The sequence below is a fragment of the Arthrobacter sedimenti genome (assembly GCF_042652025.1).
Taxonomy (GTDB): Bacteria; Actinomycetota; Actinomycetes; order Actinomycetales; family Micrococcaceae; genus Arthrobacter; species Arthrobacter sedimenti.
Genome location: NZ_JBHSDQ010000009.1, coordinates 30,298 through 51,973 on the forward strand (window position 1 = coordinate 30,298; position 21,676 = coordinate 51,973).

Consider the following 21,676-nt stretch of genomic DNA (forward strand, 5'->3'; position numbering starts at 1 on the left):
GCGGGCCGCGCCACCTGTCCCAGCCTGGCGCCCTTCTAGGCCTCCGCGGATTCCCCATCAGGCCAAGCCATGGCCGGGCCCACCACGTCCACGGCCTGGGAGAGCGGGACGCCCGAGCCGTCACGCCGGCCATGCTCCTGGGGCAGCGACCTGGCCACACCGGCTGCCGAGGATGCCTTCGCCGGACCATGCCCCGCCCAGGCCAGCAGCAGCATGTCCTCGCCCTTGAGGAACCTGTGCGACCGGACCCCCGCCGTGGCGCGCCCCTTGGCCGGATATTCGGAGAAGGCCGTCACCTTGGCCGTGCCCGGGGCAGTGCCCGGGAGGGCGCCGTTGGTCCCGGCGATGGTGACCACGACGGCGGCCTCATCCTGGGGCTGCACGGCACCAAAGAAGATCACCTGGTCACCCGCGGCGAGCTTGATTCCCGCCATGCCGCCGGCGGTGCGCCCCTGGGGACGGACGGCGGATGCGGGGAACTTCAGCAGCTGGGCCTCCCGGGTGAGGAACACCAGTTCGGCGTCGTCGGCCCCGGCGGGAGCGACTCCCACCACCACGTCCTTGTCCTTGAGGGTGATGACTTCCCAGTCTTCGCGGTTCAGCGGGTAGTCCGGCTGGACGCGCTTCACCACGCCCTGGGCCGTGCCGATGGCCAGGACCTCGTCCAGCCGCACGAACGCCACCAGGGATTCACCCTTCACCAGGGTGAGGAACTCCTTGGCCGGCACGCCGCCGGCGAGGTTGGGCAGCCCCGCCATGGGCGCGAGCACCGGCATGTCCATGACCTGCAACCGGAGCATGCGGCCCAGCGAGGTGACGGCCGCGATCTCGCCCCGGGCCGACGTCTTCACCACCGAGGTGTACACGTCGTGCTTGCTGCGGGGCCCTGCCTCGGCCAGCGGCTCCTGGTTGCTGGTGCGGGCCACCTGCCCGGAGGCGGTGAGGATGGCCCAGCAGGGGTCGTCCGCGATCTCCAGTGACAGCGGGGCGGCCTTCCCCTTCTTGCCGTTGGCGCCGGCAAGTTCGGCGGCCACGGTGGGGGAGACGGCCTCCGATTCCAGCAGGACGGTACGCCGGGGAGTGCCGTGCTCCTCCGCGATGGCGCCCAGCTCGTCGGAGACCACGGTGCGCAGTAGTTCCTCGGAGTCCAGGATGGCCTGCAGTTCCGCGATCTCGCGGCGGAGTTCGTCCTGTTCCTTTTCCAGCTCGATCCGGGAGTACTTGGTGAGCTGGCGCAGGCGCAGTTCCAGGATGTAGTTGGCCTGGATCTCGGTGAGGTCGTAGATGGACATCAGCCGCTCGCGTGCCGCGGCGGCTTCGTCCGAAGACCGGATGATCTGGATGACCTCGTCAATGTCCACGATGGCGATGAGGAGGCCCTCCACCAGGTGCAGGCGGTCCTTCTTCTTTCCGAGCCTGAAGACTGTGCGGCGGCGGACCACGTTGATGCGGTGGTTGACGTAGACGGACAGCAAGTCCACCAGGCCCAGGGTCTGCGGCTGGCCGTCCACCAGGGTGACGTTGTTGATGCCGAAGGAGTCCTCCATCGGCGTGTACCGGTAAAGCTGCTGCAGCACGGCGTTGGGGTTGAAGCCGTTTTTGAGCTCAATAACCAGCCGCAGCCCGTGCTTGCGGTCGGTCAGGTCGACGATGTCGCTGATGCCGGTCAGCTTCTTGGCGTTGACCGCGTCCTTGATCTTTTCGATCACCTTTTCCGGGCCCACCATGTACGGCAGCTCGGTGACCACCAGGCCGGTGCGGCGCGCGGAAAGCTGTTCAATCTCCACCTTGGCCCGGGTCTTGAAGGATCCACGGCCGGTGGCGTACGCGTCCCGGATGCCGTCCAGGCCCACGATCCGGCCGCCGCTGGGCAGGTCCGGGCCCGGGACGAACCGCATGAGGTCGTCCAGGGTGGCGTCAGGGTTCGCGATCAGGTGCCGGGCCGCGGAGATGACCTCCACCAGGTTATGCGGGGCCATGTTGGTGGCCATGCCGACGGCGATGCCGGTGGCGCCGTTGACCAGCAGGTTGGGGAAGGCGGCCGGCAGGACGTCCGGCTGGGTGAGCTGGTTGTCGTAGTTGGGGATGAAGTCCACCACGTCTTCGTCGAGGTGGTTGGTGAGGGTGAGGGCGGCCGCCGCCAGCCTGGCCTCCGTGTACCGCGGTGCTGCCGGGCCGTCGTCGAGCGAGCCGAAGTTGCCGTGTCCGTCAATCAGCGGCAGGCGCAGGGAGAAGTCCTGCGCCATGCGCACCATGGCGTCATAGATGGCGGCGTCACCGTGCGGGTGCAGCTTGCCCATGACCTCGCCCACCACGCGGGCGCTCTTGACGTGGCCGCGGTCCGGGCGCAGGCCCATGTCGTTCATCATGTACAGGATGCGGCGCTGGACCGGCTTGAGCCCGTCCCGGGCGTCCGGGAGCGCGCGCGAGTAGATCACCGAGTACGCGTACTCCAGGAACGAGCCCTGCATCTCGGAGGTGACATCGATATCGACGATGTTTTCCGTGTAGTTCTCGTCGGCGATCGGGGCTGGACTTTGGCGGCGGGCCATGGGGTGTGGTGAATCCTTCTGGGGTTACTGCGCAGCCATTGGGGTGTGCTGCGGGAGTTTTTGGCTAGGCTAAGCCTATGGTGGATCAGCCCGGGGACGGCGAATATCCGGAACATTGGGAAGCCGATGTCGTCCTGCGGGACGGCGGAACAGCGCATCTGCGGCCCATCCACCCGTCGGACGCGGAGGCTGTGCAGGCCTTCCATACCGGGCAGTCGCAGAATTCAATCTACATGCGCTTCTTCGCCTTCAAGGCAAGGCTGTCCGCCAAGGAACTCAAGCGCTTCACCGAGGTGGACTACAAGGACCGGGTGGCGTTCGTGATCACCATCCACGGTGAAATCATCGGCATTGGGCGCTACGACCGCCTCCCCAACCCCATTGAGGCCGAGGTCGCCTTCAACATCGCCGACTCCCACCAGGGAAGGGGCATAGGCTCCATCCTGCTGGAACACCTTGCCGCCGCCGCGCACGAAAACGGGATCCGGAAGTTCACCGCGGAGGTGCTGCCGGAAAACCGGAAGATGCTCATGGTCTTCTCCGACGCCGGCTACGACGTCAAGCGCCACTTCGACGACGGCGTCGTCAGCCTCGAGTTCAACATCGACCCCACCGAGAAATCGCGGGCCGTGATGGAATCCCGCGAGCACCGCGCCGAGGCGAGGAGCGTCCGGGAGCTGCTGGCGCCGTCGTCCGTTGCCGTGATCGGTGCCAGCCGCAGGTGGGGGACCGTGGGGTACCAACTGCTGGAGCACATCATCGAGGGCGGCTTCCACGGCTCCGTCTACGCCATCAATCCGGAAGCACTGGAGCTCGCGGGCATGATGTCGTACGGCAAGCTCTCCGAGGTCCCCGAACCCGTCCAGCTGGCCATCATCGCTGTCCCCTACGAGGAGGTGGCAGGGGTTGTTGCGGAGTGCGCTGCGGCGGGTGTCAAAGGCGTCGTGATTGCCTCGGCAGGCTTCGCGGACGACGGCGAACGCGGCCTGCTGCGGCAACGCGCCCTGGTGCGCCAGGCCCGGGCGAACGGCATGCGGGTGATCGGCCCGGCGTCGCTGGGCATCGCCAACACGCACCCGGACGTGGCACTGAACGCCTCCATGGCCCCCACCATGCCGCTGCGCGGCGGCCTGGGCCTGTTCAGCCAGTCCGCGGCAATCGGCGTCTCGCTCTATGCCGCCTCCAGCCGGCGCCGGGTGGGAGTGTCCAGTCTCCTCTCGGCGGGCAACAGGGCAGACGTTTCGGGCAATGACATGATGCAGTACTGGGAGGACGACACCGACACCTCCGCCGTGGGCCTGTACCTTGAGTCAATCGGCAACCCCCGCAAGTTCTCCCGCATCGCCCGCCGGCTGGCCCGCACCAAGCCCGTGATCGTGGCCAAGTCGGACACCATGGGCCTGCGGCTGCCGCCCGGGCATGCGGTCCGCACCACCCAGGCGCCGGCCGGGGCGCTGGATGCCATGCTCCGGCAATCGGGCGTGATCCGGGTGGAAACCGTGGAGCAGCTGGTCGACGTGGCCCAGGTGGTCTCCGGCAGGCCGCTTCCCGCCGGACCGGATGTTGCCATCTTCAGCAACTCGGAGGCGCTGGGCAACGTGGTGGCCGACAGTGCCGTGGCGCACGGGCTGGGGGTGGCGCAGGTGGTCTCCGGACTGGACCTCGATGCCGGCCAGTCGGTGGCACTCCCCGCGCTGCGGAAGGCCCTCCTTGACGCCCTGGGTTCTGATGCCGTGCACGCCGCCGTCGCCGCCCTGCTGCCCGCACGCGGCCTCACGGTCGATGCCGTGGCGCAGGTCCTGGCCGAATGTTCAGCCAGCGCCGGCAAACCGGTGGTGGCCGCGGTCACCGGCATCCTGGACCCCGCCATCAATGTGGAGGGCCTGGTGGGGGCTGAGGGATGCACCGTTCCCTGCTATTCCAACCCCGGCGCCGCCGTCGCCGCGCTCGCCGCAGTGGTGCGGTACGCCGAGTGGGCCGCCCGCGACCAGGGGCAGTTTGTGGAACCCGCGGGCTGCGACCCGCGGCAGGCGGAAGCAGAGCTCGACGAACTGCTGCGGGAAGTCACCGGTGCCCAGCTCAAGCAGCTGGACCCGGCGGCAACTGCTTCGCTGCTGGGGCACTACGGCATCTCCGTCCTGCCGTCCCGGCCGTTCACTGCCCCTGATGAGGCCGTAGCGGCCGCTGACGCCCTGGGCTGGCCCGTGGTGCTGAAGACCACCGCCCCGGCCCTTCGCCACCGGCTGGACCTTGGCGGGGTGCGCCTGGGCATCGAGGACGCGGAGTCGCTGCGGCTCAATGTGCAGCAAATGCGGCGGGCGCTCGCAGCCTATGGCGACCCTGCGCTCGAAGTGCAGGCGATGGCGCCGGTGGGGCAGGCCTGCACCTTCCGTGCCATCGAGGATCCGCTGCTGGGCCCGGTCATCTCGTTCGGCCTGGCCGGTGACGCCGTCAACCTGCTCGATGACTGGTCGCACCGGGTGCCGCCGCTCTCCGCCGCTGACGTGCACGATTTTATTCGGGCCCCGCGGGCGTCCCGGAAGCTCTTCGGCTACCAGGGCCTGCCGGCCGTTGATGTCGCTGCCCTTGAGGACCTTGCCGGGCGGCTGGCCTGGATGAAGGACAACCATCCGGAGATCGCGCTGGTGGAGTTTAACCCGGTTTTGTGCGGCACCGCCGGGGTGACCATCCTCGCCGCCGACGTGCGGATCGGCAACGCCGCGCAGCGCACCGACAGCGCGCGACGGGCCATGCTGGGCTGACGCGGTTAGCAAGTGACCGGGCGATCTGTGAAAATGGGGGCATGAGCTTCCAGCCTCCCGCGTCGGCGCCCGAAACGCCCGGCAATGAAAACCAGGCCGTCCGCCACCACAGCTCACACAACCACGGAGTGCAGGGCCAGAGCCTGGAAGACGCACTGCAGAAGGCAGGCTTCTACCCGCGGCTGGTCTCGGACGTCGTCGACGATGCACTGGACGGCCGGGACTGCGTGGCCCACCTGGTGCACCTGGAAACCCACTTCGACCGCGCCGAAGTCCGCCGCCACATCACCGTGCTGGTGCTGACCGCCGACATGCTGGTGATCACCCACGTGGACGACCAGCAACTGGACGAGGCGGGGGAGCAGATCGTCGCCCAGATCTCCACCGAGTCGGTTCCCGTGGCCCAGATCCGGTCTGTGGTCCTGAGCTACATGTACGCGCAGCCGCAGAACTACAAGCCGTCGGACCCGGTCCGGGAACTCACCCTGTCCATTGCCTGGTCCGGGGGGCAGCGGCTGGACATGGGCCCTGCCAGTTGCGGGGATCCTCAGTGCGAAGCCGACCACGGCTACACCGGAACCATCGCGCAGGAAGACATCGTGCTCCGCATCAGCGCCGAGGCTGACGGGCTGCAGGCCGTGCAGGACGCCAAACTGTTCGCCCGGGCCCTGCGCGCGGTCAACACCGGTTCCGCCGCACCGGTTTCCCACGCCCAGTCCATGGCGCCCCGGCCGCGTTCGGGAGTGTTCGGCAACCGGCTCAGCCGCGGGCACCAGCAGCGCTGAGATGCCGGAAGACCGCCACCACGCAGGACAAGCTCCCGGACGCACCCCCGACCTTCCGCCCGCTCCCGCCTATGGGCACCGCTCCATCGCGGAAGTCCTGACCAGCGGTGCCGCCAGCCTTGGCGTGGAAGGCTTCACGAATACTCTGGGGCTTCCGGCCGCCCAAAAAATCTGTATCGTGCTCGCGGACGGCCTGGGCCGGAACCTCCTGAAGCAAAAGGCCGCCCACACGCCCTTCCTGCGCTCGGTGATGCAGGCAGGCCAGGCGGAGGTCCCGGTGTGGCTGGACTCAGCCTTTCCGTCCACCACCGCTGCAGCACTGTCCAGCTTCGGAACCGGACTTCCGGCCGGGCAGCACGGCATGGTGGGCTACGACGTCCTGGACCCGGACCAGGACAAAGTGGTCAACCTGCTTGGAAACTGGGATCCCGGCGTCGACCCCTCCACTTGGCAGCCGTTCCCCACGGTCTTTGAACGGATTGCCGGGGAGGTGGATGTCAGCACCGTCAGCCTCGCCCAGTTCGACAGCTCGCCCATGACCCGGGCAGCGCTGCGGGGTGGCAGGTTCATCTCCGGGACAACCTCCCACGCGCGAACTGCCGCCGCTGCCGAGGCCATGGCTGCCTCCGGCCGGTCCCTGATGTATTTCTACGTCAATGAACTGGACAAGGCAGGGCACCGCTACGGCAGCAGGTCCGAACAGTGGGAACACCAGCTGGAAGAGCTCGACGCCACGGTCAAGCGGCTCAACTCCTCCCTTCCGTCCGGCACCACCATCCTGCTCACCGCCGACCACGGGATGCTGGACATCCCCGAGTCGCAGCGCCTTGATTTTTCCAAGGACCCGGAGTTGGTGGACGGCGTCCGCCACACCGCCGGTGAACCGCGCATGGTGCACCTGTACCTGGATGAGGCGCACCTGGAGTCCGCTGCCGGCGCCCGCGACCGGCTGCTGGGCGCCTGGAAAGCCCGGTTCGGTGACCGAGTGTGGGCCTTCACCCGGGAGGAGGCCGTTGCCGGTGGGCTCTTTGGTGACGTACGTCCCGCTGTTGAAGGCAGGATCGGTGACGTGATGATCGCGGCGCGTGACGCCGTCGCGCTTTACGACGGCCGGCGCATGCGGCCCACGGCCATGGAAGTGGTGGGCCAGCACGGCTCACTGACCAAGGCTGAGCGGGAGGTCCCGCTGCTCTGCTTTGCCGCTGAAGGAAAGGGCCGCCGCCGTGGCTGAGCTCATCTTCTTCTCCGGCACCATGGACTGCGGCAAATCAACGCTGGCCCTGCAGATGGACTATAACCACCGGGCCCGCGGGCGCGGCGGCGTACGGTTCAGCCGCAATGACCGCGCCGGCGAGTCCCGGATCTCAAGCCGCCTGGGCCTGGAAACGGATGCGGTGGAGGTGCTGGACAGCACGGACTTCTGGGAGGAAGTGATGATCCGGCGTACCCAGGGCCGGCGGGTGGACTACCTGATCTGCGACGAAGCGCAGTTCTATACCCCTGAGCAGGTGGAGCAACTGGCCAAGGTGGTGGACGAAATTGACGTGGACGTCTTCGCGTTCGGCATTACTGCCGACTTCCGCACCCGGTTGTTCCCCGGTTCGCAGCGCCTGATCGAGCTCGCCGACCGCGTGCAAGTACTCCAGGTGGAGGCGCTGTGCTGGTGCGGGCGCCGGGCCACGCACAACGCCAGGACGGTCGACGGCGTCATGGTCACCGAAGGGGCGCAGGTGGTGGTGGGCGACGTGGACATGGTGGTCGAGGCCGCCGCCCCGGAGGCCGGGCATGTTCCCGTGGTGGGATACGAGACGCTGTGCAGGCGCCACTTCATGCGGCGGGTCACGGCGCACGGTGCTTCTTTAATGGCCCAGCAGGACCAGCTGCTGCCGTTCGACGTGGACGCGTGCCTGTGGCGCGGCTCCGGCGGCCTGGGGGAGAAGCACGGGGGCGACGGGGAAGGCTGATTCCGTGGGCCCGCGCCTGCCTTGACCGAAATGGCAGTCCAGGGTTCCGGGCTTGAGTTAGTCCGTTGGATCCAGTTGGTGCACGACGGAGGCTGGACCGCCGGCACCCAGTGGTGGCTCGGGTGGGACAGCGCCGTCCTTGCCAGTGCGCAGTTTGAGTTCGCTGACAAGCGCGCCAACCACAATGAAGATGGCGCCGGCCACCGCGACCGGAGGAAGCCGGTCGCCCGCAATCCGGCCGATGATCGCAGCCCAAACGGGCTCGCCAGCGTAGATGATCGTTGCTCTTGTCGGCGAAACCGATCGCTGGGCCCAGTTCATGGTGAGCTGGATGACGCAGCTAAAAGTCCCTAGGGCGACCGCCGCTCCCACCCACACCCATGAGAACGCAGGCAATTCCTCTCCGACCATAGGCACGGCCACGAAGCCCAGTGATCCCGCAACGAGCAACTGCACCACGGTCACCCGGCCGAGGTGCACTTTGCCTGCGAACCAACCGATGAGGATGATCTCCGCTGCGATCGGAAGGGTGCTGGCGACAGTCGCGATCTCCCCGGAGCTGAAGGTGAAGCCGACGCTCGCTGGGTCGGCGAGCAGCACGAGACCGACGAAGGCCAGCCCGACACCGATCCATGCTGAAAGCCCTGGCGGTTTCCTGAACACCATCCACTGCAGGACCGGTACAAGCGGAACGTAGAGAGCCGTAATGAACGCGGAAGTGCTGCTGTCGATTGTTTGAAGACCAACGGTTTGAAGTCCGTAGCCCAGGAAGATCATGACGCCGATGGCTGAGCCTGCCGCAATCTCCTTCAAGGTAATGCAACAAAGGACACGTGCGAAAATGACGGCGCTGATGAGGCCTGCGGTCAAAAACCGCATGCCAACAAAAAACCACGGTCCGCTGTACTGTACGGCGACGTGAACGATCAGGAAGGTCGCCCCCCACACTGCAGTGATGAGGACGAGGGCAAGTTCCTGTCGGGAGAACTGGTTCCGAGGGGCAGTGTGCAACATAATGCTCACCTTATGGTGCAGAATAGTGCACATGCAAAATGAGGGAGCAGCCAGGGTCCTGGACCACGTCAGTGCGAACGTACGGCGGTTTCGCGCGGCGGCACAACTCAGCCAAGTCGCCTTGGCTGATCGCGCCGGCGTCAGTCGACGCACGGTGGTCAAGCTCGAGGCTGGTGAGGCGAACATCAGCCTGACAGGTCTTGATCATCTCGCTGACGCGCTGGGTGTCACCTTCGTCGATCTCGTTGCCGCACCGGCCGCGCACCATGCAAACATCAGCGAAGTTGCATGGCGAGGAAACCGGCAAGGCAGCATCGCGGTGCTGCTGGCATCGGTTCCCGCTACCAAGGATGCCCAGCTGTGGGCCTGGACCCTGGAACCGGGCGACCGCTACGACGCGGAGCCTGATCCGGTGGGTTGGTCTGAAATGATCTTCGTCTCCGAAGGATCAATTCGGGTTGAACAAGAAGACGGTCCCACCGAACTCAATACAGGTGACCACCTCGCCTTCCCCACCTCGCAGCAGTACGCGTACGCAAACCTTGGTGACACCCGGGCACGCTTTGTGCGTGTCGTTGTCAGTTGATTCGGCTGCCATACGTCTAATACGCTGCGGCAGGAGTTGAGCGCCCTTGATGGCAGCCAACTCCTCGTTCAACGTGATTGTCAGACCCCCTTGCCATTATTGGCTTATGGGGAAGGCAGCGGTAAGCAGGGCTTATGCGGACATCCGGGCTGCCCTTGCTGTGTTGAATGCGGAGGTGGATGGGTTCGGGTTGGAGCCGTTTTCGGTGGCTGATCCGTTGGCGGGGCTGGCGGATGGGTGCCTGGATATTTTGGCCGGTGCCCGTGAGGTTGAAGCCGGGTTGGCGGGGCTGAAGGCGAAGACTGCCGTGGCTTACGGAGAGAGTGCCGGTGCTGTTGCCGGTCCGGGTGTGCCGGTGCAGGCGCAGGAGATGGCGGTCACGGCGGAGATCGGGTGTGTGCTGGCGTTGGGGCCGCGGGCGGCGTCCTCGTTCCTGGCGACTTCGCACGCCGTTGTTTCCTCGTTGCCGCGAACGTTGGCGGGGCTGCAGACCGGGACCCTGTCGTGGCAGCACGCGGTGGTGATGGCGGACGAGGCCGCGTGTCTGGATGCTGCGGGGGCGGCGGCGTTGGAAGCCCATTTCCTTGACCCTGACGCCCAGGACCCTGCTCGGGGGTGCCCTGTGGGGCAGCTTCCGGCGCACCGGTTTCGGGTCAAGGCCAGGACGTGGCGGGAACGCCACCACGCCGAGAGCATCGAGAAACGCCATGCCAAGGGGATCGCGGATCGGCGGGTGGAGTTCCGGCCGGACCAGGACGGGATGGCCTGGCTGTCCGCGTGCCTGCCGGCGGCTGAGGCGTTGGCCGGGTGGAACCGGCTCACCGCGATCTCGCGTGGCATGCAGGGCCCGGACGAGTGCCGGACCATGCCGCAGCTGCGGGCGGACGAGTTCGCCGAGGCGATCCTCGGCAGCCCCGTCTTCACAGAAGGGAACGGTAACGGCGTCTTGAGTGTCTGCGCCGCTTTGAGTATCTCCGGTGCATCTGATGCTCCTGTAGCTGACGGGGACAGGGCGGCTGCCGGTTACGGAACCGCTACCCAGTCCACTGGACGTGCCAGCGGTAGTGCAGGCGCCGCTGCCGGACGGGAGTCGTGGTCATCACCGATCCGCGCGCAAGTCCTGGTCACGGTTCCGGTGTTCTCCCTGATGGGCGTGACTGACGAGCCGGCCGTGCTGGACGGGTACGGGCCGATCCCGCCGTCGATGGCCCGGGACCTGGTCGCGAACGGGGCAACGTCGTTTTACCGGGTGTTGGTGGATCCGCGGGACGGGGCGCCGCTGGAGATCGGGCGGACGAGTTACCGGGTGACCGGGGCGATGCGGGCTTGGTTGCGGATGCGGGACGGTAAGTGCCCGTTCCCGGGCTGCAGCAACAACTCCCTGGACAACGACGCCGACCACATCCTCGCCTGGGCAAAAGGCGGCACCACCGGGATCAGCAACCTGGGGCAGCCCTGCCCGAAACACCACAAGCTCCGGCACGCCACCGGCTGGAAACCCAGTCCGGCCGCGAAGAACGAGCCGCCCGGCTGGATTTCACCCACCGGCCGGCATTACCCGAGCGAGCACCAGGACTGGGAACCACCCCACTGGCCAGGTGGATTGGGAACGGGCAGCGTCGACATCGTTCGGCAGACCGGGTCCCCTTGGGAAGATACCCTGGAGCAGTTCCTGCGCGCCCATGCCTGACCGGCTTCGAGTGCCGTTGTCCTGTGTGACGTCAGCTGATACGGCGGTAGCGGATGTGCGTAGCAAGCGGTGAGTGCAGTACCTCGACGGGTTCGAAGCCGAAGGACTCAATGCCATCGAACATTCGCTCGCCGGATCCCAGCAAGACCGGCGCGATGTCGAGGGTGAGTTCATCAATCACCCCTGCTTGCAACGCCTGCCTGACAGTGGAGGCTCCGCCTGCGATATCCACCCCTTTGCCGCCGGCGGCATCCAGTGCTGCCGCATAAGCAGCGTCGAAGCCGCTGGTAACAAAGTGGAAAGTCGTCCCGCCCTCCATCTGGATGGGGTCATGGGGATAATGCGTCAGCACGAAAACGGGAGCATGGTACGGCGGTTCCGGCCCCCACCAGCCGGACCAGTCAGCATCCCACTCGCCGCGGATAGGGCCGTACATATTTCGCCCCATCACGTATGCTCCCCGTGGGCGCATCAGCCATTCGGTCGCAGTCTTGTCGGCATCGTTGGCCCGGGGATCGCCGATGTGCCAGCCATGCAGTTCCAGCCCGCGCTTGCCCAACGGGTTCTCGCGGCTCTGGTCAGGCCCGGCGACGAAGCCGTCCAGCGACATGGACATGTGGCAGGTAGTGTCCGGCACGGGAAACCTCCGTAATTACAGCGTCTGACTGATGGCGTGCCGGGATCCTAGCATGCAGCGCAGGCAGGAACGACCCCGTACGGAAGGAAGACGGAAGGAAGAAAAGCCCTTAGTCGCTCCGGGTGCCGAAGACGATTTCATCCCAGGACGGCACGCTGGACCGCTTTGGGCGGGCAGGCCGTTCCGGCGCCTCGGTCTCCGGCAGCTGCCCGGTGGCAGGTGACGCGTCGTCCTGTTTGGCGGAACGACGGGGATTGCTGCCCAGGAGTTCATCCAGCCCGGCCCCACCGGAGCTTCCGGAGCCTGCTTCGGTCGTGGAACCGGAGGGTTTCTGCGGGGACGCCGCAATGGTGATTTCCCTGGTATCCGTGCTGACGCCGTCGTGAAGCCGCAGGCCGTCGTCCTGGCCGTCGCGGTGCGGCGGAAGAAGGCTAAGCCTCGAAAGCATCGACGGCCTGGTGTCCCTGCGCCGGATGAAGGAATCGCCTTGGGCGGCAGGCGCGTCCCGTTGGTCGTCCTGGGGCTCGGGTTCCTCTGCCTCAGGGTCGGTGGCCACCTCTGAAGGGCGGGGATGCGCGGCCGGCACACCATGGGTGAGGAGCATTGCCAGTGCATCATCGGAATCTTCGTCCACACCCAGCCGCTGCCCACGCCGTGACCTGAGCATGTCCAGCAGGCCATCGGATTCCGTGCCGGCATCCTGGGCAGGGCCGGCCTGGCCCCCGGGAGAGGCTTTGGAAGAATCCGCGTCGGTCTCGAAATCGAAGGGGCGGTCGGAAACCGCAGTGAGGCGGCGGGCGGGAACAGGGCCATCCAGCGGCTCGAGCTCACTCAGCTGCTGCGCCCAGCGGTTGGTGTTTTGCAGCGACTTCCGGGCCGGGTTGAACGTCCAGAGCGCCGGAGGTTCCTCACCGATTCCGGATGTCCCGCCTGCCTTGGCCTCGAAGCTTGCCGAGACGGTCCACGTACCGTCCTGGCGCCGCCACGAATCCCATTCCACGGTGGCGGGGTCAATGCCATGCGCTGAGAGCCGGTGGGCCACCATGTCGTCGAGGGTTGCGGGGTTGTCGCCGAACGCGGACCGGTAAATGTCGTGGCCGGGGGAGGGCGCCGCGACTTCAACTTTCCGCGCCTGCTGGGCAACATATTCGCGCTCCGCCAGGACGGGGCCTTCATAGCGCTCCACCTTGGCCAGCGGCATCCCGGACAACTCCGCGACGTCCGCAGCAGTTGCACCGGCGCGGATGCGGGCCTGGATGTCCCTGGGGGACATGGGAACAGCGGGCCGTTCCACGCGCGGTTTGGCCGTAGACCGGCTGGCTGTCCTGAGTGCCTCATCGATCGGCAGCTGGAACATCTCGCCGCCGGCCCCGCTCAACAGGAGATGTGTCCCGTCGTCGTGCACGCCTACAAGCCGTAGATCCTGCATACAAATCCTCCACCCTGGCATTACTATCAACCGAAACTCTGCCACCCGGCGGCGTGGATTTGGCTCAAGGAGCAGGGCGCGCCGTGATTTTCCGCTGGATTCCCTGGGTTGAAGGGAAGGTTCACAAGCGGGCGAAGCGCCTGGGGCGGAATCCTGCGAGCGTCAGCGCCGGGTCAGGGCCGCTGTCAGTTGATCCGGATGGCGGGTGGAAGCGAGCCAGTACGGGGTCCGGTCGGCCGGATCAGTGATCTCGATCTTCACCACGGGATCAATCCAGCCGCGGATGCACAGGTAGGCGAGACCGTTCAGCCGGGTGCCGCGCTCCGCCGTCGCCTCACCGGCAGTGAATTGCTGCACGCTGCCCACAAACCGGCGCTCAATGGTGGCCCTACCGACGTTGAGTGCGTCCCCGGTCACCGTGATGGCGGGGGTCGAGACAACCAGGAGGACTGTGATGATCGCGAAGAGCACCAGCGCCGCTGTGTAACCCGCCGCCATGCTGATGGGCGCGAAGACCAGGATGCCCGCCGCCGAGACGCCGGCTGCGATGATCCAGATCCAGGCGTTGGGCCACAGCTTTTCCCTGTAGACCACGGGTGCGCCGGCTGAGGGCGTGCTGGGAACGGATGCGTGCGGGCTTGATTCGGGCATAGCCCAAGCTTTCCACCTTTGGCTGGGTATTTCACCTTGGGCCACCCCTGGTCCGGCCGCTCCGGCCAGCCGCGGGGCCACGGGCTGCCTAGGCTCGATTTGGGGGCGCGGGTTAGAGTGAGTGACTGTGACTGATCATCCCGCAACGGTAGACCTTGTCCCGGACGCAGCATCGCCCGCTGCTGCTGCCCCCACCCTGCAGGTGCAGTTGAAGATGCTGGATCCGGAGCTGGAAGCGCCCTCCTACGCGCATCCCGGCGACGCCGGTGCCGACCTTCGTGCCCGGGAGGACGTGGTCCTGTTGCCGGGGGAGCGCAAGCTGGTTCCCACCGGCGTGGCCATTGCACTGCCTGACGGGTTCGTGGCGCTGATCCACCCCCGGTCCGGCCTGGCCACCAAGCACGGCCTTACGATCGTCAATGCTCCCGGCACCGTGGACGCAGGCTACCGTGGCGAGATTTCGGTAACCCTGCTCAACACCGATTCGGCCCGGCCGATAGAGCTTCGGCGCGGCGATAGAATTGCCCAAATGGTCATTCAGCGGGTGGAGCATGCCCAGTTCATTCCTGTCAGTGAATTGAGCGGATCCGTGCGCGGCACCGGAGGCTTTGGCTCCACCGGCGGGTTCAACGCCCCCGGAGCCTGACCGCGGCTGCGCCCGCTGCCACGCCAGCATGCACGACGGCGGAACCTCCAGGGATCCGGCCGGCAGGTTTCATAACTGGCACATTGAAGAATTAAGGAGTCACCCATGGTCTTTGGGTTCGGCAGGAAAGCAAAGAAGGACGAACCGGCGGAGCCGGTGGAAGAGCTTACGCTCGCGGAGGCCGGCGAAGATGCCCCCTCTCCGGACGCCCGTCGCCAGCACGGGCCGTTTGATGAGTCCGAAATCACCAGCACCGACGGCTTTGTGGACCTGGGCGCCCTGCTCATCACGCCGAGCGAGGGCCTCCAGCTCCGGCTCGAAGTGGAAGAGGCCACACAGCGGGTGGTGGCAGTGACCCTTGACCTGAACGGCTCCAGCCTTCAGCTGCAGGCTTTCGCCGCTCCCAAGACAGAGACGCTCTGGGACGAGATCCGCGAACAGATCGGCCAGTCCGTAGGCGCCCAGGGCGGCCAGGTTGAAGAGGTGGAAGGCGCCTTCGGTACGGAACTGGTGGCCAAGCTGCCCGCCGGGCTCCCGGACGGCAGCCAGGGCTACCGCGTGGCCCGCTTCATCGGCGTCGACGGCCCCCGCTGGTTCCTGCGCGGCGTCCTGGGCGGACCCGCGGCACTGGAGCGCCCCGCCGCGGAAGCGCTTGAGGCCCTGTTCCGGCAGGTCGTGGTGGTCCGTGGTGACAGCCCCATGCCGCCGCGTGATCTTTTGCAGCTGCGGCTGCCCAAGGACGCCTCCGCCACTCCTCCGCCCGCCGCGCCCACCCTGGAGGAGCCCGAACGTGGTCCGGAAATCACCCAGATCGGCTGAGCCCCACAGTGACGAGGCGGCGACGGGCCTTGGCGGCATTACGCCGTTGGGGCAGCTTCCGGACCGGGGACGTGTCCTGTGCCAGGGGCACATCGAATCGGTGACGTTCGTTCCGGCCGACCGCACCCCTGAGTACAGCGCCATCGTTACTGAGGACGACGCCGACCGTCCCGCAACAGGGTCGGGCCGGGGCAGGCCCGCAAGGCTCCGCGTTGTCTGGCTGGGCCGGCGGCGCGTGCCGGGCATCCAAGCGGGTGCCGAGATCCGGGTGGAGGGAATGCTGGCCCGCGGCAAGGATATGCCCACCATCTTCAATCCGCGTTACGAGATACTGTCCCGCCAGGAGAACGAATGACTGAGCACCAGCCCGATCAGCCATCCGGCGCTGCACACCGCGCCGGGGGGCCGCAGGAGGGCAGGCCGCAGGCCGCAGGACAGTCCCCGGTTGCCGGCCTCGCCGCAGAATATGCCGCCAAGGCAGGCCTCCACCGCACCCACGACGGCCGCGTGGACGTCCTGCGCAGCGCCGGGGGAGTGCAGGGCATTGCCGAAAGCATCGTTCCCGGCCTGGTGTTCCTGGTGGCCTTCACCGTCACCCGCGAACTTCCGCTGTCCCTGGTGGCGGCCCTGGCGTCGTCGGCCGTGTTCACTGTTGTCCGCCTGGTGCAGCGCCGGCCCCTCACCCAGGCCTTGGCGGGCGTGGCAGGCGTCGGCATTTCGGCCTGGCTGGCCAACACCACCGGCAAGGCCGAAGACTTCTACCTCCCCGGATTCTTTACCAATGCCGCCTACATCCTGGCGCTGGTCATCTCGATCGCCGTCAAGTGGCCTGTGGCAGGGCTCCTCTTCGGCTTCATCCGGAATGAAGGCGTGGATTGGCGCAAGGAGCCGGACCGGGTCAAGGCCTACCGCCTGGGCACCTGGATCATCGTCGCGGTCCTGGCCCTCCGGCTCATCGTGCAGGTGCCCCTGTACCTCATGGGCACTGACGGCCTGGCCGCCCTCGCCACCACCCGCTTGATCATGGGCGCACCCCTGTACATCCTCGGAATCTGGGTGGCCTGGCTTGTGACCCGGCCGGCTCCAGCCGAAACCGAAGCCGGCCAGGCGGGCTGACGCCGCCAACAAACCGGCACCTCTGGACGTACGGGATACCCGGCGCCCAAGCTGCCTGATGCCCGGCTGCCATGCATCAACGGTGCGCCGGCGAACCTAGCCGTCGAAGCCGTCGTCGTCCGTGGCATGCCCGTGGCCGGCGCCGGCGGGCGTGCTGCTGCCCGCCGTCCCGTGGCCGGCGTCGATGCTGCCGGGCGCGGAGGAGAGCAGTTCCCGGAGCCCGTCCTCAGCGGCGATGGTTGTGACGAAGAAGAGCTCATCGCCGCCGTCGATCACGTCGTCCCTGCTGGGGGTGATGGGTGCCTGGTCCCGCAGGATGGCCACCAGGGTGGCGTCCTCGGGCCAATGAATGTCTCCCACGGTCATGCCGATCACGTGCGAGTCATGCGGGACGGTGAATTCCACCAGCGACGCCACCCCCGTCTGCAGGGTCAGGAGCCGGACCAGGTCACCGATCTCCACCGCTTCCTCCACCAGGGCGGTCATGAGCTGCGGGGTGTTGACGGCGACGTCGACGCCCCAGGAGTCGTTGAACATCCAGTCGTTCTTCGGATTGTTCACCCGGCCCACGGTGCGGCCAACACCGAACTCCGTTTTCGCCAGCAGGGACACCACCAGGTTGACCTTGTCATCGCCTGTGGCGGAAACCACCACATCGGCGTCCTCCACCTTGGCGCCCTGCAGGGTGGAAAGCTCGCAGGCGTCGCCCACCAGCCAGTGGGCGCCCCGCAGGCCGCTGCGGCCGATCACCTCGGGCTTGAGGTCGATCAGCAGGATCTCGTGCTTGTGCGCCAGTAGTTCCCGGGCGATGGATGACCCGACGCTGCCTGCGCCGACGATAACGACTTTCACTGGTACTCCTTGGCGGGGGCTTTGGCGAGGACCTGGGCGATCTGGGCGCTGCGGTCCACCTGCAGCATGGCGTGCACGGTGTCGCCGTCCTGGTATGCGGTACCGGCATCGGGAAGGATGCCCTCGCCAAAGCGGGTGAGATAGGCCACGCGGACATCCGCGGCCTTTTCGATGCTGCTGATCCGGTGCCCGATCCAGCCGGCGTCGAGGTCCAGCTCGGCCAGGACCAGGCGTCCGGACGGTTCGCGGAAGTCGCCCGCGAGGTGCTGTTCGGGGAGGATGCGCCGCAGCACCTGGTCCGCGCTCCAGCGGACGGCGGCCACCGTGGGGATGCCCAGGCGCTGGTAGATCTCCGCGCGTCCGGGATCGTAGATGCGCGCGACGACATGCGGCACGTGGAAGGTTTCGCGGGCAACCCGCGTCGCCAGGATATTGGAGTTGTCACCGCTGGAAACGGCAGCGAAGGCGTAGGCCTCGCCCACTCCTGCCTGTTTGAGGGTTTCACGGTCAAAGCCCACCCCGGTGACCTTCCGGCCGGTGAAGCCCTGGCGGAGCCGGCGGAAAGCGCGGTCGTCCTGGTCGATGATGGCCACGGAATGCCCGGCATCCTCCAGCGTGTGCGCCAGCGTTGCCCCCACCCGGCCACATCCCATGATCACGAAATGCGCCACCGTATCTCCTCTTTATGTATGTCAGGATCGTGCAGCTAGAACTCTACCGGCATGGTCCTGGTTCGGCCCGGCCGGGGCCCGTCATGACATCGCTCCCGAATCAGACTAGCTTTGTGGGGTGTTGACAATACTGAACGCCGTCAAACGCGTGCTGGTGGGCCGTCCCTTCAGGAATGACCGCCTGTCCCATACCCTGCTCCCGAAGAAGATCGCACTCCCGATCTTCGCATCCGACGCATTGTCCTCCGTGGCCTACGCTCCGGACGAGATCCTGCTGACCCTGGCCCTGGCCGGTGTCAGCGCCGTGGCCATCTCGCCGCTGGTGGGCCTGGCCGTCATGGTGGTGCTGCTTACGGTGGTGGCGTCCTACCGGCAGAATGTGCACGCGTACCCCTCGGGCGGCGGCGATTACGAGATCGCCAACGAGAACCTGGGCAAGTACGCGGGCCTGACGGTGGCGTCGGCCCTCCTGGTGGACTACGTGCTGACGGTGGCCGTGTCCATGTCCTCGGCCGCCGCCTACCTCACCACGGCTGTGCCGTCGCTGCACGGTGAGCAGGCCGTCATCGCCACCATCGGCGTCGTCATCCTTGCCTTGGTGAACCTGCGCGGCATCAAGGAAGCCGGCAGTGTCTTCGCCGTCCCTACCTATATCTTTATGGCGTCCATCCTCGGCATGACCGCCGTGGGCATGTTCCAGGCCGCCACGGGGCAGCTGGGGCAGGCGCCGTCGGCCGCGTTCACGATTGTCCCGTCGGAGGGCTTCGACCAGGGCCTGGTGGGCCTGGCCGGTGCGTTCCTGCTGCTGCGGGCTTTCTCCTCAGGTGCTGCGGCGCTCACGGGCGTGGAGGCGATCAGCAACGGCGTTCCCAACTTCAGGCACCCCAAGAGCAAGAACGCGGCCACCACGCTGCTGCTCCTCGGCGTGATCGGCGCCGCCATGCTGGCCGGCATCATCTACCTGGCCAACGTCACCAAGGTCCACATCGTGCTGGACCCCGCCAAGGAGTTCCTGCTGGACGGGAAGCCGCTGCCGGAGGGCTACGTCCAGAACCCGGCCATCTCCCAGATCGCGCAGACCATTTTCGGCGCGGGCAGCATCCCCTTCTACATCGTGGTTGCCGCCACCGGCGTCATCCTGGTGTTCGCGTCCAACACCGCCTTTAACGGCTTCCCGGTGCTGGGCTCCATCCTGGCCCAGGACGGCTACCTGCCCCGCCAGCTCCGCACCCGAGGTGACCGGCTCGCGTTCAGCAACGGCGTTCTGGCCCTCGCCGCCGGCGCCCTGGTGCTCATCATTTCGTTCGACGCCGACGTGACCAAGCTCATCCAGCTGTACATCGTGGGCGTCTTCATCTCCTTCACCCTCAGCCAGCTGGGCATGATCCGGCACTGGGGGCGGGAACTGAAACTCGCCAAGGACAAGGCCGTGCGGCGCCGGATGATGAAGTCGCGCACCATCAACACCATCGGTTTCGGCATGACCGGCCTGGTGCTGGTGATCGTCCTCATCACCAAGTTCGAGCAGGGCGCATGGATCGCCCTGCTGGCCATGTTCATCCTGTTCCTGATCATGTGGAGCATCCGGGCGCACTACGACAACGTGGCGAAGGAACTGGCGGTGGACGAGGATTCCTCCCCCCGGGCGCTCCCCACCCGGGTGCACGCGGTGCTGCTGGTCTCGCACGTGCGCAAGCCGGTCCTGCGGGCCCTCGCCTACGCCCGCGCCTCCCGGCCCTCGCGGCTTGACGCCATCACCGTGGACATCGACCCGGAGGAAACGGCGCACACCATTGCCGACTGGGACAAGCTCGAAATTCCGGTCCCGCTGACCGTCCTCGCCAGCCCCTACCGGGAAACAGTCACGCCCATCATGGACTACGTCAAGCAGATGCGCATGGACTCCCCGCGGGACCTCATCGTGGTGTACATCCCCGAATACGTGGTGGGCAAGTGGTGGGAGCAGTTGGTGCACAACCAGACGGCCCTGCGCATCAAGACCCGCCTCCACTTCGAGCCCGGGGTCATGGTGGCCAGCGTGCCTTGGCAGCTCAAATCATCCGAAGAAGCAAAGAACCTCCAGGACGTGCAGTGACCAGCAGGACCCCCACCGCCACCCAGCCCCAAACCGGAGAAGCCGGCCACACCGGCGAAGAGGCGGTGCTGGACGTCGGGCCCGTCGCCCACGGCGGGCACTGCGTGGCGCGGCATGAAGGCCGCGTGGTCTTTGTCCGCCATGCCATCCCGGGCGAGAAGGTGCGTGCCCGGCTGACCGATGCGGGTGACGGCGCCAAGTTCTGGCGGGCGGATGTCGTTGAAGTGCTGGAGGCTTCCCCGGACCGGGTGGAGCACTTCTGGCGCCCGGCCGATTCCCTGCGCGCCTGGAGCCACGGCCACCCGCCGGTTGGCGGCGCCGAGTTTGGCCACATCACCCTGGCCCGGCAGCGCAGCCTGAAGGCGGACGTGCTGGCCGAGCAGCTCACCCGGCTGGCCGGCTTCGAACAGGTGCCCTCCGTGTGGACCGGCGGCGTGGAAGCAGTAGGGGAGACGGGCGACGGCGGCACCGGCCTTGGGTGGCGCACACGCGCCAGCTTCTCGGTCACCCCCGCCGGCAGGCTGGGAATGCACGCCCACCGCTCCGACCACATCATCCCGGTGCGGGAAATGCCCCTGGCCAGCGAAGCGATCAACGCCCTGCGCCTGTGGGACCTGGACCTGCAGGGGGTGGAGCGCGTTGAGGTGGCCGCGCCCGCCAACGGATCGCGCCCCCTGGTGCTGCTGGCCCCGGCTCCCGGAACGAAGGAAAAACGGTTGCGCGCCATCGCCGCCGACGTGCCGGCGGAGGCGTCCGTCGCCGCCTTTGATCCGCTGACCGGGCAGGTAACCCAGCTCCGGGGACGCACCTGGGTACAGGAATCCGCCGTCGGCCACGAATACCGCGTGACCGGCGAGGGCTTCTGGCAGATTCACCGCGACGCGCCCGGGACCCTTGTGGGGGCTGTCACGGAATTCCTGGAGCAAGGGGACTTCCTGCATCCCGGCGCGGTGGTTGCAGACCTCTACGCCGGTGCCGGGCTCTTCACCGCGGTCCTGGCCGATGCAGTAGGGGAGACGGGCTCCGTGCTCTCCGTGGAAGGGGCGCCCGGAACCAGCCGCGACGCCCGGAAGAACCTTCACTCCGCTGCCCAGGTGGAGGTGGCCCAGGGCCGGGTGGAGCGGGTCCTGCGCCAAAAGCCGCGGAATTTCGATGCCCTGCTCCTGGACCCGCCCCGGGCAGGTGCCGGGAAAGCCGTTGTCGGCCAACTGGTCGAATCGCAGCCCCGGGCCATCGCCTACGTATCCTGCGACCCGGCGTCGTTCGCCCGTGACCTCGGTTACTTCCGCCGCTCAGGATGGCAACTCACAGGCCTCCGCGCCTTCGATCTCTACCCCCATACCCACCACCTTGAGACGGTGGCATTGCTGACTCCGGGTCCGTGATGCGTCCGGGGTTTTGGACTAC

At 67.1% G+C, this 21,676-nt stretch carries 19 protein-coding genes; 12 read left to right on the forward strand and 7 right to left on the reverse strand.

Annotation, left to right across the window (positions count from 1 at the left end; all coding sequences use genetic code 11):
* Nucleotides 1-35: 35 nt before the first annotated feature.
* Nucleotides 36-2,552 (reverse strand): DNA gyrase/topoisomerase IV subunit A, encoded by a 2,517-nt coding sequence (locus ACFO0G_RS17505; RefSeq protein ID WP_376979227.1) that lies wholly within the window; start codon nt 2,550-2,552, stop codon nt 36-38.
* Between the two features lie 77 nt (nt 2,553-2,629).
* Here ACFO0G_RS17505 and ACFO0G_RS17510 point away from each other — a divergent pair, with 77 nt between their 5' ends.
* Genes ACFO0G_RS17510 through ACFO0G_RS17525 form a run of 4 tightly spaced genes read left to right on the forward strand, consistent with a single transcriptional unit; the run spans nt 2,630 to nt 8,063 of the window.
* The gene (locus tag ACFO0G_RS17510; RefSeq protein ID WP_376979229.1) at nt 2,630-5,314 is read left to right on the forward strand and encodes a bifunctional acetate--CoA ligase family protein/GNAT family N-acetyltransferase; all 2,685 of its coding nucleotides are present in this window, start codon (nt 2,630-2,632) and stop codon (nt 5,312-5,314) included.
* 41 nt (nt 5,315-5,355) lie between these two features.
* Nucleotides 5,356-6,099: a DUF5998 family protein gene (locus tag ACFO0G_RS17515; protein WP_286403441.1), complete on the forward strand. Its 744-nt coding sequence runs from the start codon at nt 5,356-5,358 to the stop codon at nt 6,097-6,099.
* Between the two features lies 1 nt (nt 6,100).
* Nucleotides 6,101-7,330, forward strand: coding sequence for an alkaline phosphatase family protein (locus ACFO0G_RS17520; RefSeq protein ID WP_286403443.1), 1,230 nt, complete (start codon nt 6,101-6,103; stop codon nt 7,328-7,330).
* Nucleotides 7,323-8,063: a thymidine kinase gene (locus ACFO0G_RS17525; RefSeq protein ID WP_286403446.1), complete on the forward strand. Its 741-nt coding sequence runs from the start codon at nt 7,323-7,325 to the stop codon at nt 8,061-8,063. The genes ACFO0G_RS17520 and ACFO0G_RS17525 overlap by 8 nt, the downstream gene beginning before the upstream one ends.
* A 57-nt stretch (nt 8,064-8,120) precedes the next feature.
* On the opposite strand, the gene ACFO0G_RS17530 is transcribed toward ACFO0G_RS17525, so the two are convergent.
* A complete protein-coding gene (locus tag ACFO0G_RS17530) occupies nt 8,121-9,077 on the reverse strand; it encodes a DMT family transporter (RefSeq protein ID WP_376979232.1) in 957 nt (318 codons plus the stop codon).
* Between the two features lie 31 nt (nt 9,078-9,108).
* Between ACFO0G_RS17530 and ACFO0G_RS17535 the strand changes: the two genes are divergently transcribed.
* Nucleotides 9,109-9,663, forward strand: a complete 555-nt coding sequence (locus ACFO0G_RS17535; protein WP_286403452.1) for a helix-turn-helix domain-containing protein — start codon at nt 9,109-9,111, stop codon at nt 9,661-9,663.
* A gap of 106 nt (nt 9,664-9,769) precedes the next feature.
* On the forward strand, nt 9,770-11,353 hold the full coding sequence (locus ACFO0G_RS17540; RefSeq protein WP_376979234.1) for an HNH endonuclease signature motif containing protein: 1,584 nt from the start codon (nt 9,770-9,772) through the stop codon (nt 11,351-11,353).
* Between the two features lie 31 nt (nt 11,354-11,384).
* Here ACFO0G_RS17540 and ACFO0G_RS17545 read toward each other — a convergent pair whose 3' ends face one another.
* The 3 genes from ACFO0G_RS17545 to ACFO0G_RS17555 form a co-directional block, all read right to left on the reverse strand.
* On the reverse strand, nt 11,385-11,990 hold the full coding sequence (locus ACFO0G_RS17545) for a dihydrofolate reductase family protein (RefSeq protein WP_286403454.1): 606 nt from the start codon (nt 11,988-11,990) through the stop codon (nt 11,385-11,387).
* Between the two features lie 109 nt (nt 11,991-12,099).
* The gene (gene sepH / locus ACFO0G_RS17550; RefSeq protein WP_376979236.1) at nt 12,100-13,419 is read right to left on the reverse strand and encodes a septation protein SepH; all 1,320 of its coding nucleotides are present in this window, start codon (nt 13,417-13,419) and stop codon (nt 12,100-12,102) included.
* Nucleotides 13,420-13,581: 162 nt separating this feature from the next.
* Complete coding sequence (locus tag ACFO0G_RS17555; protein WP_286403461.1) at nt 13,582-14,070, reverse strand: DUF3093 domain-containing protein; 489 nt, start codon at nt 14,068-14,070, stop codon at nt 13,582-13,584.
* 127 nt (nt 14,071-14,197) lie between these two features.
* On the opposite strand from ACFO0G_RS17555, the gene dut reads away from it, so the two are divergent.
* The 4 genes from dut (at nt 14,198) to ACFO0G_RS17575 (ending at nt 16,651) form a co-directional block, all read left to right on the forward strand.
* Nucleotides 14,198-14,716, forward strand: a complete 519-nt coding sequence (gene dut, locus ACFO0G_RS17560) for a dUTP diphosphatase (protein WP_286403462.1) — start codon at nt 14,198-14,200, stop codon at nt 14,714-14,716.
* A 105-nt stretch (nt 14,717-14,821) separates the two neighbouring features.
* Entirely contained in the window at nt 14,822-15,535 is a 714-nt protein-coding gene (locus ACFO0G_RS17565) for a DUF3710 domain-containing protein (RefSeq protein WP_286403464.1), read from the forward strand.
* Nucleotides 15,536-15,581: 46 nt separating this feature from the next.
* Complete coding sequence (locus ACFO0G_RS17570) at nt 15,582-15,890, forward strand: single stranded DNA-binding domain-containing protein (RefSeq protein ID WP_286404372.1); 309 nt, start codon at nt 15,582-15,584, stop codon at nt 15,888-15,890.
* On the forward strand, nt 15,887-16,651 hold the full coding sequence (locus tag ACFO0G_RS17575) for a DUF3159 domain-containing protein (protein WP_286403465.1): 765 nt from the start codon (nt 15,887-15,889) through the stop codon (nt 16,649-16,651). Before ACFO0G_RS17570 ends, ACFO0G_RS17575 begins: the two co-directional genes overlap by 4 nt.
* Nucleotides 16,652-16,747: 96 nt before the next feature.
* On the opposite strand, the gene ACFO0G_RS17580 is transcribed toward ACFO0G_RS17575, so the two are convergent.
* Together ACFO0G_RS17580 and ACFO0G_RS17585 are read right to left on the reverse strand one after the other, a co-directional pair.
* Nucleotides 16,748-17,503, reverse strand: a complete 756-nt coding sequence (locus ACFO0G_RS17580) for a potassium channel family protein (protein ID WP_286403466.1) — start codon at nt 17,501-17,503, stop codon at nt 16,748-16,750.
* Nucleotides 17,500-18,174 (reverse strand): potassium channel family protein, encoded by a 675-nt coding sequence (locus ACFO0G_RS17585; RefSeq protein WP_142134218.1) that lies wholly within the window; start codon nt 18,172-18,174, stop codon nt 17,500-17,502. Before ACFO0G_RS17585 ends, ACFO0G_RS17580 begins: the two co-directional genes overlap by 4 nt.
* A gap of 118 nt (nt 18,175-18,292) precedes the next feature.
* On the opposite strand from ACFO0G_RS17585, the gene ACFO0G_RS17590 reads away from it, so the two are divergent.
* A complete protein-coding gene (locus ACFO0G_RS17590) occupies nt 18,293-20,269 on the forward strand; it encodes an APC family permease (RefSeq protein WP_286403472.1) in 1,977 nt (658 codons plus the stop codon).
* Nucleotides 20,266-21,654 carry a class I SAM-dependent RNA methyltransferase gene (locus tag ACFO0G_RS17595; protein ID WP_286403475.1) on the forward strand — a complete coding sequence of 463 codons (1,389 nt, stop codon included), beginning with the start codon at nt 20,266-20,268 and terminating at the stop codon, nt 21,652-21,654. Before ACFO0G_RS17590 ends, ACFO0G_RS17595 begins: the two co-directional genes overlap by 4 nt.
* Nucleotides 21,655-21,676: the final 22 nt, after the last annotated feature.